General features: G+C 59.9%; 16 protein-coding genes. 11 read left to right on the forward strand and 5 right to left on the reverse strand.

Annotation, left to right across the window (positions count from 1 at the left end):
* Nucleotides 1–101: 101 nt before the first annotated feature.
* Nucleotides 102–755 carry a TetR family transcriptional regulator gene (locus tag BLW50_RS02025; RefSeq protein ID WP_170849933.1) on the reverse strand — a complete coding sequence of 218 codons (654 nt, stop codon included), beginning with the start codon at nt 753–755 and terminating at the stop codon, nt 102–104.
* Between BLW50_RS02025 and BLW50_RS02030 the strand changes: the two genes are divergently transcribed.
* From BLW50_RS02030 to BLW50_RS02040, 3 genes are all read left to right on the forward strand, one after another.
* On the forward strand, nt 718–2,019 hold the full coding sequence (locus tag BLW50_RS02030) for an efflux RND transporter periplasmic adaptor subunit (protein WP_244544107.1): 1,302 nt from the start codon (nt 718–720) through the stop codon (nt 2,017–2,019). The genes BLW50_RS02025 and BLW50_RS02030 overlap by 38 nt on opposite strands.
* A 5-nt stretch (nt 2,020–2,024) precedes the next feature.
* Nucleotides 2,025–5,153 carry an efflux RND transporter permease subunit gene (locus BLW50_RS02035; RefSeq protein WP_090708558.1) on the forward strand — a complete coding sequence of 1,043 codons (3,129 nt, stop codon included), beginning with the start codon at nt 2,025–2,027 and terminating at the stop codon, nt 5,151–5,153.
* A 473-nt stretch (nt 5,154–5,626) separates the two neighbouring features.
* A complete protein-coding gene (locus tag BLW50_RS02040; RefSeq protein WP_280141446.1) occupies nt 5,627–6,022 on the forward strand; it encodes a response regulator in 396 nt (131 codons plus the stop codon).
* Between the two features lie 6 nt (nt 6,023–6,028).
* Here BLW50_RS02040 and BLW50_RS30580 read toward each other — a convergent pair whose 3' ends face one another.
* Complete coding sequence (locus BLW50_RS30580) at nt 6,029–6,190, reverse strand: hypothetical protein (RefSeq protein WP_170849934.1); 162 nt, start codon at nt 6,188–6,190, stop codon at nt 6,029–6,031.
* 96 nt (nt 6,191–6,286) lie between these two features.
* Nucleotides 6,287–6,721: an EamA family transporter gene (locus tag BLW50_RS02045; RefSeq protein ID WP_090696768.1), complete on the reverse strand. Its 435-nt coding sequence runs from the start codon at nt 6,719–6,721 to the stop codon at nt 6,287–6,289.
* A gap of 148 nt (nt 6,722–6,869) precedes the next feature.
* On the opposite strand from BLW50_RS02045, the gene BLW50_RS30185 reads away from it, so the two are divergent.
* From BLW50_RS30185 to BLW50_RS30585, 6 genes are all read left to right on the forward strand, one after another.
* Nucleotides 6,870–7,160 carry a hypothetical protein gene (locus BLW50_RS30185; protein ID WP_139267431.1) on the forward strand — a complete coding sequence of 97 codons (291 nt, stop codon included), beginning with the start codon at nt 6,870–6,872 and terminating at the stop codon, nt 7,158–7,160.
* A 125-nt stretch (nt 7,161–7,285) separates the two neighbouring features.
* Complete coding sequence (locus BLW50_RS02050) at nt 7,286–7,720, forward strand: helix-turn-helix transcriptional regulator (RefSeq protein WP_170849935.1); 435 nt, start codon at nt 7,286–7,288, stop codon at nt 7,718–7,720.
* A 114-nt stretch (nt 7,721–7,834) separates the two neighbouring features.
* Nucleotides 7,835–8,125 carry a recombinase-like helix-turn-helix domain-containing protein gene (locus BLW50_RS02055; protein WP_090696773.1) on the forward strand — a complete coding sequence of 97 codons (291 nt, stop codon included), beginning with the start codon at nt 7,835–7,837 and terminating at the stop codon, nt 8,123–8,125.
* Nucleotides 8,122–9,129 (forward strand): aromatic ring-hydroxylating oxygenase subunit alpha, encoded by a 1,008-nt coding sequence (locus tag BLW50_RS02060; RefSeq protein ID WP_348272761.1) that lies wholly within the window; start codon nt 8,122–8,124, stop codon nt 9,127–9,129. Before BLW50_RS02055 ends, BLW50_RS02060 begins: the two co-directional genes overlap by 4 nt.
* Before the next feature lie 188 nt (nt 9,130–9,317).
* Entirely contained in the window at nt 9,318–9,761 is a 444-nt protein-coding gene (locus tag BLW50_RS02065; protein ID WP_090696775.1) for a host attachment family protein, read from the forward strand.
* A gap of 16 nt (nt 9,762–9,777) precedes the next feature.
* On the forward strand, nt 9,778–9,948 hold the full coding sequence (locus BLW50_RS30585; protein WP_170849936.1) for a hypothetical protein: 171 nt from the start codon (nt 9,778–9,780) through the stop codon (nt 9,946–9,948).
* On the opposite strand, the gene BLW50_RS02070 is transcribed toward BLW50_RS30585, so the two are convergent.
* Nucleotides 9,945–10,898 carry a LysR substrate-binding domain-containing protein gene (locus BLW50_RS02070; protein ID WP_170849937.1) on the reverse strand — a complete coding sequence of 318 codons (954 nt, stop codon included), beginning with the start codon at nt 10,896–10,898 and terminating at the stop codon, nt 9,945–9,947. The two genes, BLW50_RS30585 and BLW50_RS02070, sit on opposite strands and share 4 nt — an antisense overlap.
* 101 nt (nt 10,899–10,999) lie before the next feature.
* Here BLW50_RS02070 and BLW50_RS02075 point away from each other — a divergent pair, with 101 nt between their 5' ends.
* Together BLW50_RS02075 and BLW50_RS02080 are read left to right on the forward strand one after the other, a co-directional pair.
* Nucleotides 11,000–12,490, forward strand: coding sequence for a carboxylesterase/lipase family protein (locus BLW50_RS02075; RefSeq protein WP_170849938.1), 1,491 nt, complete (start codon nt 11,000–11,002; stop codon nt 12,488–12,490).
* Nucleotides 12,483–13,691: an MFS transporter gene (locus BLW50_RS02080; protein WP_210186016.1), complete on the forward strand. Its 1,209-nt coding sequence runs from the start codon at nt 12,483–12,485 to the stop codon at nt 13,689–13,691. The genes BLW50_RS02075 and BLW50_RS02080 overlap by 8 nt, the downstream gene beginning before the upstream one ends.
* A 12-nt stretch (nt 13,692–13,703) precedes the next feature.
* On the opposite strand, the gene BLW50_RS02085 is transcribed toward BLW50_RS02080, so the two are convergent.
* Nucleotides 13,704–13,964: a hypothetical protein gene (locus BLW50_RS02085; protein ID WP_090696783.1), complete on the reverse strand. Its 261-nt coding sequence runs from the start codon at nt 13,962–13,964 to the stop codon at nt 13,704–13,706.
* Nucleotides 13,965–14,179: the final 215 nt, after the last annotated feature.

Genomic DNA, 14,179 nt, shown 5'->3' on the forward strand with positions numbered 1-14,179 from the left:
TCATACGTGCCTGGATGATGATTTCTATCAATATGCAACGATGATATTCGCGATGAGAGCCGATACCGAGCTGTTGAATTGGGGTGTTGTCCATTTGATAGTTATGAATGTTGGGCCAGTGCCGGTGCGGCGGCGGTCTGTTTCGCTCTCATGGAAGCGAAGAGTTCGGTGATGGAGCGGGTGCCAACTTCGACAAGACCGAATTCTCTGCCGAAAGTAAGCCAGTCTGCCCACAGCCCGCGCATCATGGCGCCAAAGACATGGGCTGCGGTTTCCGGTGTCCAGTTCTGTGCCAGTTGCTTTTTCATATGGGCCATGCGGAAGAGCTGGGCGATATGGAGGCTCATTTTCTCGCTGGCTTGTTTTTGGCGCTCAAGGGCTTGCGTCATATCTCCGACGTATTCGCAGCGCATCAGCAATATTGTGTAGACGTGTTGCATGCGCGTATCGCTGGCAAGCGTGTGGACGCAGTCGATCGCTATATCTTCCAGGAAACGTAGCGGATCTGGGTGGCCTTCGTTGGCCGTGTTCAGAATAATGTCTTCTTGGGGCAGGCGGACGCGCTGATGCATGGCCTGAAAGAGTTCGATCTTGTCGGCAAAGTGCCAATAGATCGCGCCACGCGTCACGTTGGCCTCCTCGGCGATGCGTTCAAGCGATGTCTGGGTGACACCGAGCTCAAAGAACAGTTTCTCGGCGGCGTCGAGGATTCTGCTCTTGGTCTCTTCAGCTTCGGCTTTGGTGCGGCGCGCCATTCTGCCTGCCCCTTTACATACGTTCATGTATGTATATATAATCTGTCCCAACTATAAAACCCCCAAAAATCCATTTTTGACTGGCGCCGCTATGTGCTTGAAAGCCAACGCATTCCGTATTGTATCTGTGCTGACTGCCACATTTATGCTGGCGGCCTGTAACAACGCAGCAAGCCCGCCGGCGGCTCCTCCGCCGCCCAGCGTGTCCGTGACGGAAATCAAGCCGCGCGAAGTGCCGCTGCGCTTTCAATATGCTGGTCGTGTCGCGGCCTTTCGTGAGGTGGAGATCCGTGCGCGCGTCTCCGGTGTACTGAAAGAGAAATCCTTCATTGAGGGCTCGACGGTAAAGGCCGGGCATGTGCTGTTCCGCATCGATCCGGTGTCGTTCGAGATTGAGGTGGCACGGGCCAAGGCGCAATTAATGGAAGCTCAGGCGCAGGTGTCGCGCACTCAGCGTGACGCGGAGCGTGCCAAAACGCTTTACGACCGACAGGTGGGCACGCTGAAGACGCGTGACGATGCGCTTTCCGCCTACGAGCAGGCGCAGGCCGCGCTGGCGGGCGCGCAGGCGCAACAACGCGCCGCCGAGATCAATCTTGGTTATACGACCATCGCTGCGCCGATTTCCGGCGTCACCAGTTTGCGGATCTTGCCCGAAGGTAGCCTTGTCGGCACGGGCCAGAACGACAGTCTGCTGACGCGCATCAGCGAGATCGAAAAGGTTTATGTCCACTTCTCGTTTCCTGAAAGCGAGTTGACGGAAATTCGTCGGATGATTGATAGCGGCGAAGCCAGTGGGCCGACTGGCGGTCGTCTGTTAGCGACGATCATGTTGAGCGATGGTACCCGCTACGAGCATCAGGGCTATGTTGATTTTACCGACAGCGGCGTTGACCTGCAGACGGGCACGGTACGCGGGCGCGCGCTGGTTCCCAATCCGGACTTGAAGTTACGGCCGGGGCAGTTCGTGCGTATTTCCGTCGAAGGCGTGACGCGCAAGGATTCCGTTGTCATTCCGCAGGCAGCGGTGATGCAGGGGCCGCAGGGCCAGTTCGTCTATACGATTGATGACAAGAGTATGGCTTCGGTCCGCCCGGTTTCGGTCGGCCGTGATGTGGCAGGTGGCTGGATTATTGAACAGGGTCTCAAGTCCGGCGATCGCGTTGTGACAGAGGGCGTTATCAAGGTGAGGCCGGGGTCGCCGGTGTCGGCCACCATTATGAAGGCCGACGGCACCGATCCGGCGTCGAAAGTGACGCGCTGATGGCCATCAATCCATTCATCAATCGTCCGGTTTTCGCGGCGGTCATTTCGGTCGTTCTCGTGCTCGCCGGACTGGTCGCCATGCGTGTTCTGGCCGTCGAGCAATATCCGCAGATCGTTCCGCCACAGGTCGTCGTGCAAGCGACCTATCCGGGTGCCAGCGCCGAGACCGTGGCACAGGTCGTTGCCGCGCCGTTGGAACAGCAGATCAACGGCGTCGAAAACATGCTGTATATGCAGTCCACCAATTCCAGCGCGGGCACGATGCGGCTGACGGTGACGTTCCGGATAGGCACCAATCCGGATCAGGCCACCATCAATGTGAACAACCGCGTGCAGCGTGCGGTCTCGATTCTGCCGGCAGAGGTGACGCGCCAGGGATTGATCGTCAACAAGCAGTCGAGCGCCATTCTGGCGCTGGTGACCATGTCGGCGACGGATAAACGCTACGATTCGATTTTCGTCAGCAATTATGCGCTGCTGAATGTGATCGATGAGCTCAAACGTGTGCCGGGCGTTGGCGATGCGTCGCTGTTTGGCGCCAAAAATTATTCCATGCGGATCTGGCTGCGGCCGGACAAATTGGCGCAATATAATCTGACGCCTGGTGACGTGGCCGCCGCCATTCGCGAGCAGAATGCGCAGTTCGCCGCAGGTCGTTTTGGCGAGGAGCCATCGCAGAACGATCTGGCTTTCACTTATTCGGTGAATACGGAAGGACGTTTGCCCGACGCAAAGGCCTTCGAAGACGTCATCATTCGATCCGATGAGAACGCCGGGACGCTGCGACTCAAGGACATCGCGCGTCTTGAGCTCGGTGCTCAGAACTATGCCTTTAACGCGACCCTTAACAGTGAGCCGGCAGTGCCGATCGGCATCTATCTGCAACCGGGTGCTAATGCACTTGGTACGTTCGCGGCCATTCAGACCCGTATGGCCGAACTACAGAAGAGCTTTCCAGCCGGTATCGACTATGCCATTCCCTTCGATACGACGCGTTTCGTGCGTGTCTCGATCGAAGAGGTCGTTAAGACGTTCGCCGAGGCGATGGTACTGGTGATCGTCGTCGTCTTTGTTTTTCTGCAGAACTGGCGTGCGACCCTGATTCCGATCCTCGCCGTTCCGGTCTCGATCATCGGGACTTTCGCTGGCATGTATGCGCTGGGCTTTTCGATCAATCTCCTGACGCTATTTGGGCTGGTTCTGGCCATCGGTATCGTCGTCGACGATGCGATCGTCGTTCTGGAGAATGTCGAACGTATTATGATGCAGGACAAGCTTCCACCGAAGGAAGCGACGATCAAGGCTATGTCGGAAGTGACAGGCCCGGTCGTGGCCATTGTTCTCGTGCTCTGCGCCGTGTTTGTGCCGGTCGCCTTTATGGGCGGTCTGGCGGGCGAAATGTATCGACAGTTCGCGGTGACCATCGCCATTTCGGTGACGATCTCGGGCATTGTCGCGTTGACGCTGACGCCGGCTTTGTGCACGCTCATCTTAAAACCTGGCCATCACGAGCCGATGGCGCCGTTCCGTTGGTTCAATCGCGGTTTCGACGCATTGACCAGTGGCTATACGGCAGGGGTTCGCTTCTTTCTGAAGCGCGCCATATTGGCCGTTACCATGTTCGGGCTGCTGCTGGGAGCCACCGGCTATCTGTTCATGCGCCTGCCGGGTGCCCTGGTTCCGGAAGAAGATCAGGGCAGCGTCTTCACGGTGGCGATCCTGCCGGCGGCGGCGTCCCTGTCGCGCACGCAACAAGCCATGGACACGTTGAATAAGTGGATCATGGACAAATCGGCCGTCGCCGATGTGATCTCTTTCACCGGCTTCGACCTTTTGGCAGGTGTGCAAAAGTCGAGTGCCGGCGCATCCTTTGTTCAGTTGAAGGATTGGAAAGAGCGTCCTGGCGCGGCTGAAAGCTCGGCGGCATTGGCGCGCAGTTTTTTTGCCTTCAACGGTCCGATCAAGGACGCCAATATCCTTGCTTTCACGCCGCCGCCCATCATGGGCATGAGTAATACTGGCGGTTTCGAAGCTTTCGTGCAGGATCGCGGTGGTGCCGGTTCGCAGGCGCTTGCGGATGCGGCGCAAAGGCTCGTCGAAGCGGCGTCGAAGCGACCGGAACTTGCAGGCGTTCGGTCGACTTTCGTGACCGATGTTCCTCAATATCGGGTGCTTCTCGATCGCGAGAAGGCAAAGGCGCTCGGCGTGCCGATCTCGGCAATTTTCGAGACAATGCAGAGCACGTTCGGCAGTCTTTATGTCAACGACTTCACCTTGTTTGGGCGCAATTATCAGGTCAACCTGCAGTCGGAAGCGAATTTCCGCGAGCGGCCTGAGGATCTGAAACAGGTCTTCGTCAGATCGAGCTCCGGCAGCATGATTCCAATCGATACGCTGCTGCGTGTCGAACGTATCGTTGGTCCCGATCAAGTCGATCGCTTCAATGCTTTCGGAGCGGCCAAGGTCATGGGCAATCCGGCGCCTGGATTCTCGTCCGGGCAGGCGATCAATGCGATGCGGGAACTCGCGGGCGAACTCCCCGCAGGGTTCCAGCTGGCATGGACCGGTTCGGCCTTTCAGGAAATCGCCACCAGCGGCACGGGCAGCCAAGCGCTTATATTCGGCCTGATCATGGTCTTCCTGATCCTGGCCGCGCAATATGAGCGCTGGTCGCTACCTCTGGCGGTTCTTCTCGCGGTTCCCTTCGCACTGTTTGGCGCGTTGGTGGCCATCTGGCTGCGCGGTCTCAACAACGACGTGTATTTCCAGATTGGCCTCGTGACCTTGATTGGCCTGGCGTCGAAGAATGCCATTCTCATCGTCGAATTCGCGGTGTTGAAACGGCAGGAGGGTCTCAGTGCGAAGGATGCGGCCGTGGCTGCAGCCACCTTGCGCTTCCGGCCGATCATCATGACGTCGCTGGCCTTCATCCTTGGTTGCGTGCCGCTGGCGATCTCCACGGGTGCTGGTGCGGCGAGCCGTCATTCGATCGGCACCGGCGTGATCGGCGGCATGCTGGGCGCGACATTCATCGCGATCTTCTTCATTCCGCTCTTCTACAGTCTGATCTCAGGACGCAATCGACCGGCAGCGCAGACGGAACCGGAGAAGGTGCATAACATCATCGCTTAGGATATCGGCGGTCGCTTAGGCCTCTCCGAAACAAATTGGCCCGCTATCGGTTCGCCGGTAGCGGGCCCTTTTTCGTTGGCGCGAAGCCCTTGAGGGCCGCGATTCCAGCGATTGTTCCAGTTAACCAAGCAAAAGAATGGCTTGCTTATCGGAGATCCAAAGGCTGGAGGTTCCCTCCTAGGTGTTGCGCCAGGGCGAGATTTGCGGGAACCGCTTTCCATTACCGGGAGGCGATGGGCGTGTGGGCGATGGAACTTGCGGGAACCAATCCGTAAGCGTTTTGGGCCATGCTGGTCGCTTGGCGCGCCGCGAAACTCGCACATGGGAACCGGTCGCATATTTGTTCGTTATCCGGTTGAGAGGGTGGGGTTTCGTGAGGGCGTGTTCTTTTAGGAACTGGCCTTCTAGGAACCAGAGTGTGAGAGCGCAGTCGCATCATGGATAAGAGCGCGGGATACACGGCGGAGAATCGATTGGAGACGGAGAGGCCCTCCGTCGGCTCCGGAACCACCTCCGTTGTCCTCGTGGTTGAAGACGAGCCCTTGCAGCGTATGATGGCTGTCGACATGGTCGAGGAAGCAGGTTTCGCGGCGGTGGAAGCTGTGGATGCTAGTGAGGCAGAGCGCATCCTTGAGAGCCGCTCAGGTATCCGCCTGGTTTTCAGCGATATCGATATGCCCCATGGTATCGACGGCATGCAGCTCGCGGCGCGCGTTCGGGATCGTTGGCCGTCGATCCATATCATTCTCACGTCAGGTCATGTCTTGCGTCGCGACGTGGTGATGCCATCCGGCACCATCTTCTTTCCGAAGCCCTATCGGCCAGCCGATGTTGTGGCCCAGATCCGGCGGTTCATGACGGAGGATTAATGTGGATCAATTGGTGGTTTCGATCGCCGATCCGTCGTCGCTGTTGTCCATCCAGTAGGGGATCGCTCCGGCCAGAGCTGCAACGGCGATAACCGCAGCCAAGAGCAGGATCAGGGATCGAGAGAGGCGGAACGGCCGGAACATTGGCTTGTGGTGGAAATAGCGCATCTAGCCTCACAACAGATTGCGATCAGCGACGGTGCGAACCATCCGCAGTTTACGGGCCAATGTGGCATTTTAATGCGCTGGTTTTTAATGCGTCTGTCAGGCCTTGAGCGCCACGAGCACCGTGCCACTGGCGATCAGCGCTACGCCGAGCCAGTTGATGCTGGAAAGCCGCTCGCCGAGGAAGACGACGGCGAATATGGCCACCAGCACCACGCTCATCTTGTCGACGGGTGCCACCCTTGCGGCATCGCCCAGTTGTAGGGCGCGGAAATAGCAGATCCACGATGCGCCGGTGGCAAGGCCGGACAAGACCAGAAAGCCATAAGTCCGGCCGGAGATCGTTGCGGGTGATTGCCAGTTGCCGGTCGCAGCCAAGATGATCGCGAGGACACCGATGATCACCAGGGTGCGGATGAAGGTGGCAAAGTCGGAATTGACGTTCTGCACGCCGACTTTGGCGAAGATGGCGGTTAGCGCCGCGAACCCGGCCGACAACAGGGCCCATATGATCCAGGATGTTTCCGATTTCATGCCACGCTCCGCTTCTGGTCGATGCCCTGATTCTAGCGCATCTAGTGTCGTGATGGGCGATTTTGATCGGAAGTTGCGGGACTGACCGGTGCAAGGAATTGGGCTAGGCTGCGGCGGAAGACAGGAAACGGCGCGTGGAGCCTACGTGATGACCGGATCATTCTCATCCACTTGGCAGGCTCAGTCGCAGCGGCTTGATCTGGGCGCCTGCACCGTTGAGCTGGTGACAGCCAGGTCGCTCAATCGCCATCGTTTCTTTTACGAGGGCGAGCGGGCGCTGGTGGCGATCGGTCTGTCAGGGGAGCGGCGGGGCGGCGAGACACGGACGCGGCATTTTTCCTCGTCCCATCGGGCTCTCGGCGGCTATGTGATGGCCTTGCCAGCGGGGGCGAGCGTCTCGAGGGATGGAGCGAGCCGGCGACCCGTTGTTCGTGGCTGATCCTGTATCTGCGCTCGGATTATCAGCTTGGGGGCGGGCTAGCTCTGCAAGAGCTTCTTAACCGGCCCTATGTGCGCAGCAACGCCTTTGAACTGGTGTCGTTGGCGCGCCGAGCCCAAATGCTGATGGCGCGCGGATCAGATCGTCTGGCAGCTTATCTGCAAAGCCTGATCACGCTCATCCTTCTCGACGAAGACGATGACGTGGCAGTACCGGCCGATCCAACTGACGGGCCGCTTGGCAAAAGCCGGATCGATCGAATCAGACGTTATGTAGATGCGCGCGCGCCTGGCACCGTGACGGTGAGCGATCTCGCCGGTGAGCTGGATATGTCGCCCGATGGCTTCATTCGCGTCTTTCGGCGTACCTATGGCGTCACGCCGCACCAGTATTTGCTGACGCGCCGGCTGGCGGCCGCGGGAATGTTGCTGCGCACCACCGATCATTCTTTGACACGGATCGCGATGGAAACCGGCTTTGCCAGTTCCAGCCATTTCTCGGCGGCATTTCGAGGTGAATTTGGCCTGACGCCGAGCCAGTATAGGCTGGCGCGCTGCTGAGCAGCTCGCTTTTCACAAGTCGCTTTTTCGCAAGCGGCGTCGATTTCATGAAAGCGCCAGTTGCCGTTGTCTGCGCAACCTCCGGCAGGAAGCAATCTCCACGGAGGTTATGTCATGCCGCAGTATAATGCCGACCTACAGCGCCCACGGAAAGACCGTCCAAACGGCAGCTACGAAAAATACCAGGTCATCGACAATGTCGTTCAGCAGACGCGCTCGGGCGCGCCAGGCGCTGCCGAGATGGCGCTGGCCATGGGGCTCGAAAGCGCCTTCCGCGATGGGGTTGCGACCCTGCCTGCGTTGGTCTCCCATTTGAATGCTGCTGCCCTTGTTTCGCCTGCGGGCCAACCGTGGGACGAGATGTCGCTCGTGCGCTTTCTCGAACAGAATGGAGAGTTGGCGTGAGCATCAGCGTTACGACGGAGGTGCGAGAAGCGCGGATCAATCTTGGCTTGCGGCAACTTTGGTATCCAGTTCTGGCGAGCTGGCAATTGGGCCATGAGCCGCGTGGCATCCTGCGCCTTGGTCAAAACATCGCGGTGTGGCGCGATGGGACGGGCGGTATTCGGGCGATCGAAGACCGATGTCCGCATCGCGGCGCGCGGTTGTCGCTTGGCTGTCCGCGTGGCGAGCGGCTGGCGTGTTGGTATCACGGTGTCGAAGTCGACGCGGATGGTGTAGTGACCGATGTGCCAGCCACGGATCAGTCGGCCATGCGCGGTAAGAAGATGCTACGATCTTATCCGGCGCAGGAGGCCCAGGGCGCGATCTTCCTGTGGTTCGGTGATGGACCAGCACCGCCGCTGCGGCTGCCCGAACAACTGACATCAGAATCCTTTTCCGGCTTTTTGTGCACGGCGGTCTGGCGCTGCAATTACCGCTATGCTCATGACAATCTGATGGACCTCATGCATGGCGCCTATTTGCATGCCGTGTCGCATTCGATGGCGGGCGGCGCGAAACAGGCGCGCATGGAGGTCGCCGACACGCCCGATGGTTTTCTGTTTCGTAAGACTGATCAGGCCGATCTCAACTTCGATTGGGTCGAGTTCTTGGACATCGACGCGCATTGGATGCGCGCAACGGTTCCTTACAGCCCTGAAGCGGGGCCCGGCGGCCCGTTCTGGATCGTCGGCAATGTCGTGCCGATCGATACCGACACCTGCCAAGTATTTTTCTGGCGCTTGCGCGAGGTCTCCGGCTGGCAACGGGCAGCTTGGCGGTTCTCGTATCGTACAAGGTTGGAGCTCAAGCACTGGAACGTGCTCGAACAGGATAGGGAGGTGCTGGAGGGGCTGGTTTCCGGCGCTCGTACGCAGGAGACGCTCTATTCGCATGACGCCGGTCTTGTCCGTCTGCGCCGCCTCCTCAATCAGGCGGCAATGCGGGAGTTGGACAAAGTTCTCTAAAGTTCTTCCTGTCTGACGCTGTTGCTATCGGATTTGAATAGCCGCAGGATGGCGAGCGTTGTGTTCGCCATCCCAAGGCCAAACGGCCTTGTGCTGTCTCACGCAACGGCGGTCACACAATCGCCGCAGCAGGACTGGCTAATCGCACGAGGCGATGATGCTGGATCTGGCGACAGAATGGAGAGCCGATGACAACCGTTGATCTCCCCCATAAAGCGTATCTTCTGGTCTGTGATGGTGCCAAGGCTCTGTTCTTGTGCAATGTCGGCAATGCGCTGCGGCCGCAGCTTTCGGTCGAGCGCGAACTGCATGGGGATACGGCGCGGAACGGAGAGCTCGCCAGCGATAGGCCAGGGCGGATGAGCACGCCGGCGGGGCCCAAGAGCGCGATGGAGCCGACAGACCTGCAAACGCTTGAAGAAGAGGCGTTCGTGAAAAATGCTGTGGCAGAGTTCGAGATCCATTGCCGCGCGCATAAAGTTAAACAGGTGATCATCGCGGCGCCGCCGAAATCGTTGGCGATCATCCGCCAGATCGCCTCAAAGGAATTGATGGATCGTTGCGTGGCGCAGGTGGCGAAAGATTATGTCAGCCACCCGATGTCGGACCTCGTCCGACTTCTGTCACGCTGATCGAAAGGAACGTGTCATGAGCAATGACGATAAACGCAAGGCGGAGAAAGCTGAAGCCGACCGAGAACTGACGGAAGAGTTGAAACAAACTTTTCCGGCGAGCGATCCACTGAGTATCACGCGTCACCCGGCTGACCGGCAGCATGTGGAGAGCGAGACGGCGGAAAAGAAAAAGAAGAAGCACTAGCGTTGGCGGCCTTCAGCCCATTCTGCGGATGGAATGGGGCTGCCGACACTGCTTCCCACTTCGCGCAACCGCATGGTGACGAAGTCTAGAAACTGGCTTGCCGCCGCGCTGAGTGCGCGCCGGCTCGGGAACAGAGCGAAGATGTTGGCGTCCGGCGGGCTCCACTCGGGCAGGATGCGGACCAGCCGCCCATCGGCAAGCTGATCTTCGCAGCCGGGCAGGGGCAGGGCGGCAATGCCAAGGCCGCGTAGCGAGGCGGTGTGCAGGGCCGACAGTTGCGTACTGGAAAAGCGCGGCGCGAAGCGCACGCTTTCGGTCTTGCGGCCCTTGGTCAGGCTCCAGCGCCAGTCCATGGTCTTGCTGCCGAAGCCGAGGCAGTCACACTTCGTCAAGCCTTGCGGATCGCTAATGAGGGGCTGGCGCGCGGCACAGCCCGGGCTGGCGACAAGGCCATAGGGTGTCGTCAAAAGTTTCTTGGCGGTGAGGTCGGAATCGGGCAGCTCCGACAAAGCACCGTAGATGATCATGTCGGCGGCAACGGCGCGGGGATCGAAAATCGCCGTCGTCGCATCGAGATGCAGATGCACTTTTGGGGCGATCTCGGCGAACTCGACCGCCCATTGCTCAATGAACATGTGGCTGAGCAGTGGTGGACAGATGACATGCAGGGAGCCGGAGGGTTCGGCCGCGTTGCGATCGGCGAGGGCGAAAATGCCATCGGCCTGTTCCGCCAGCTTGACGCAATGGGCATAGCATTCCTGACCGAAGGCGGTCAGTGCGAAGCGTTTGCTGCTGCCGCGGTGCAGGAGTGGTGAGCCGAGCTGGCGTTCGAGCTCGGCGATGCGCCGCGCGACCGTCGATTTGGGCTGATGCAGGCGTCGGCTGACGGCGGCGAAACCGCCGTTGTCGACGACGAATTTGAACAGATAGAGGTCATCCAACCCGCGCATCATCGTCCCGATTTCGGTTCAAAATCGTCCCGAAATTAGTCCGATTGCGCCGAAACATCAATGTTAGGCTCCACTCAACTCAAAGGGTGGGGAGCAAGCGGGTGGATCCGACGATCGTTGAAACGCCGTTCGGGACGGTGAAGGGTGCGAAAACTGGCGATGCCATCGCCTTCCGCCGGGTGCGTTATGCGCCGGCCCCCACGGGCACGGCGCGTTTTGCCTTGCCGGGTGAGCCGGTGTCGTGGACCGGCGTTCTCGATTGCACAGCGCCAGGGCCAATCCCGCCGCAGAGCCCGTCGCGGCTCGCTAAGGTCATGGGCGATTATCCGGCGGCACAGGACGAGGATTGCCTGCATCTCGACATCTGGGTGCCGGCTGCGCGGCCACAGAAGGCGGCGGTTCTCGTCTTCATTCATGGCGGCGCCTTCATGACCGGCGGCGGGTCGGTTTCTTGCTACGACGGTGCGGCGCTGGCAGCTCGCACCGGTGTCGTTGTTGTCAATATCACCTATCGCCTCGGCGCTTTGGGCTTTTTGCCAATGGAGCCGGGTTCGCCGACCAATCTCGGGCTGCGTGATCAGATCGCAGCGCTGCGTTGGATCCAGCAGGCGATTACCGCGTTCGGCGGCGATCCGGAGTGTGTGACGGTCGCTGGTCAGTCGGCCGGTGCTTACAGTATCGCCGTGTTGATGGCGGCCGGCGCGAAACTGTTCAAGCGCAGCATCGTGATGAGCGGCCCGCTCGGACTTGCGGCGCCAGATGGCGAGAAGGTCGCAGGCCTCCGCCATGCCTTTCTGCAGGCGCTTGGATTGGGCGCGAACGATGGCGCCAGATTGCGCGATGTTCCCATCGATCAGATTTTGCAGGCGCAGATCGCACTGCTGCGTCGCCCGGCGAGTGCTGCAGGTGACGTCACGCCGCCATTCGTGCCGATCCTCGACGACGATCTCATGCCGCGCGATCCGTTGCCGGCGCTTCTCGATGGCGCCGGAAAATGGTGCGAGACGATGATCGGCTGGACCCGCGAGGAGATGGCCGCTTTCTATGTCGATGACGAACGGCCGAGAGCGCAAGTGGACGAGATCGTCCGTGCCGCTTTCACGCAGCGTTTCGGCGACAAGGGGCTGACGATCTATCAGCAGCTTCTCAACAGCCGCGCGCCGTCCTCGCCGCTAGCGGCGCTCGGCGATCTGCGCGCATCGGACATGTTCATCGCGCCGAGCCTTGAAGTGGCGGCGGCGCAACGCGCACACGGCCAGCCTGCCTATGTCTATCAGTTCGACTGGTCGGCCGCGCAGAGCGGTGTCGAGGCCTGTCATTGTATCGACCTGCCATTTCTGTTCGGCGATTTCGGACACTGGGATGCACGCATGCTGAAGGGCGCGTCTCTCGAGGAGATGCAGGCTGTGAGCGCCGCCTTCCAAGACGCGTTGACAGGCTTCGCAAAAACGGGGGCTCCCAATGCCGCGGATCGGCGGGTCTGGCCGACGCATGGAGATGTGGGCGAAGTGATGCATTTTGGTCGGCTGATCGCCGCGACGCCCGTGCGTGGCGCAGATCTGGCCGTCACGGGGAGGGGGATCGATGGCTGACCATATGACCGCACATCTTGCCGGCGAAACTGCATCGCAGGCGCAGAAGATCGCAACACTCGCGGTCTGTTTCACCATCGTCACGCTCGATGGTCTCGACACCACGTCCATTGCTTTCGTGGCGCCGGTGCTGTCGCGGGCCTGGAATATCACGCCGGCGGCGTTCACTCCGGCCTTTGTGGCCACCAGCGTCGGCGCGGTCATCGGCTATATGCTGAGCGGCCCGGTGGCGGCGCGTTGGGGCAAGCGCCAGGCGGCGATCTGGAGCGTGCTGGTCTTCGGCCTGGGCACTTTGGCGACGGTATTGGCGACGGATATCGTCAGCATTTCGATCATTCGCCTCATCACGGCCATCGGCCTTGGCGGCTGTCTGCCGATCGCGGTTGCAGCCGGCGCCGACATCATGCCGTCGCGCTATAAAGAAACTGCGGCGATGCTGGTGGCGACTGGTCTGTCGGCTGGCTCGGTCATCGGTGGCTTGATCGCCTTGCCGCTGATCCGCGACCATGGCTGGACGTCGATCTTTATCGTTGGTGGCATTGCGCCGTTGCTGATCCTGCCATTGTTTGTCTGGATCTTGCCGAAAGAAACCGAGGTGGCGAAGGGCGGCAATCCGGTGCTGGCTTTGTTCAGCGACGGATTGGCGACATCGACCATTCTCCTGTGGGCCTTTGCCTTTCTGGTGTTCATTGACGCTTATGCGCTGATGTTTTGGATTCCGACGCTGCTGGTCGATTTCGGCTTCGAACCGTCACAGGCGCCGCTGGCGACAGCGGCGTTTGGTACCGGGGGGTTGGTTGGGAACATCATTCTGATGTTGCTGGTGGCGCGCTTTGGCATCAAGCCGCTGTTGATCGCCATCTGCCTGTTCGCCATCGCTTGCATTGTCGCCTTGAGCAAGGCTGCCACCGCTTCGATGCTGCTGCCGCTGATCGCCGGGCTTGGCGCCGGTTTCATCTGTTGTTGTGTTGGCCAAGCCGCGCTTGCGGTCTCGCTTTATCCGCCAGCGCTACGCACCACCGGCGTCGGCTGGGCATCGGCGAGCGGTCGTGTTGGTTCGATCTTCGGCCCGGCGCTGGGTGGTTTGATGGTGTCCTTGGGCTGGGCGCCGCGCGACATCATCCTGACCGCAATCGCGCCTGCGGTTCTGGCCATCGTGGTTCTGCTGGTGATGCGTGGCATCGGGCGCCGGACGGCGTGAGAACGTCGATTTTTATCGTTCGGCCTGTTCGCGTCCGATCTCGGTGAGACGGAAGACGGACAGGCCGACGCGTATTTCTGAAGTATCCTCGATGATGTAATCCCAGCGCAGCAAGTCGTCGAAAATATCCGCTGCCACATAGACCACCGTGCCGCTGACCAGTATGGGTGCCCAATCGGTGGTGCAGACGGAAATCAGGTTTTCGTCGAGCATGAGGAAATTGCCCTCGTGGTCGGCGAGTAGGCGCAAGATGTCGGCGGACGAAAGCTGCATCGACGCTCTCCTGTGAGCGGCGTCTCCAGAGCGTTTTGACGTTTGACGGAATCGTCAAACGTCACAAAGACGCGTCCAAACAAAGACCCCAGGCAAAATTGCATTTCTGCCGAAACGCAATTTGCTCTTGGGCTGGGGGCCGGCGCGAGACCGCGTTCGGGCGGGCTGGCACCCTAAATCATGAGACTGACATTATGTCGTCTTCGCGGCGTAAG

This window comes from Beijerinckia sp. 28-YEA-48, assembly GCF_900104955.1.
Lineage (GTDB): Bacteria > Pseudomonadota > Alphaproteobacteria > Rhizobiales > Beijerinckiaceae > Terripilifer.

Coding starts and splice junctions, on each gene's coding strand:
- BLW50_RS02025 (WP_170849933.1), bottom strand. CDS start 755: ATGGCGCGCCGCACCAAAGCCGAAGCTGAAGAGACCAAGAGCAGAATC.
- BLW50_RS30580 (WP_170849934.1), bottom strand. CDS start 6,190: ATGCGCTATTTCCACCACAAGCCAATGTTCCGGCCGTTCCGCCTCTCT.
- BLW50_RS02045 (WP_090696768.1), bottom strand. CDS start 6,721: ATGAAATCGGAAACATCCTGGATCATATGGGCCCTGTTGTCGGCCGGG.
- BLW50_RS30185 (WP_139267431.1), top strand. CDS start 6,870: ATGACCGGATCATTCTCATCCACTTGGCAGGCTCAGTCGCAGCGGCTT.
- BLW50_RS02050 (WP_170849935.1), top strand. CDS start 7,286: ATGGCGCGCGGATCAGATCGTCTGGCAGCTTATCTGCAAAGCCTGATC.
- BLW50_RS02055 (WP_090696773.1), top strand. CDS start 7,835: ATGCCGCAGTATAATGCCGACCTACAGCGCCCACGGAAAGACCGTCCA.
- BLW50_RS02065 (WP_090696775.1), top strand. CDS start 9,318: ATGACAACCGTTGATCTCCCCCATAAAGCGTATCTTCTGGTCTGTGAT.
- BLW50_RS30585 (WP_170849936.1), top strand. CDS start 9,778: ATGAGCAATGACGATAAACGCAAGGCGGAGAAAGCTGAAGCCGACCGA.
- BLW50_RS02070 (WP_170849937.1), bottom strand. CDS start 10,898: ATGCGCGGGTTGGATGACCTCTATCTGTTCAAATTCGTCGTCGACAAC.
- BLW50_RS02080 (WP_210186016.1), top strand. CDS start 12,483: ATGGCTGACCATATGACCGCACATCTTGCCGGCGAAACTGCATCGCAG.
- BLW50_RS02085 (WP_090696783.1), bottom strand. CDS start 13,964: ATGCAGCTTTCGTCCGCCGACATCTTGCGCCTACTCGCCGACCACGAG.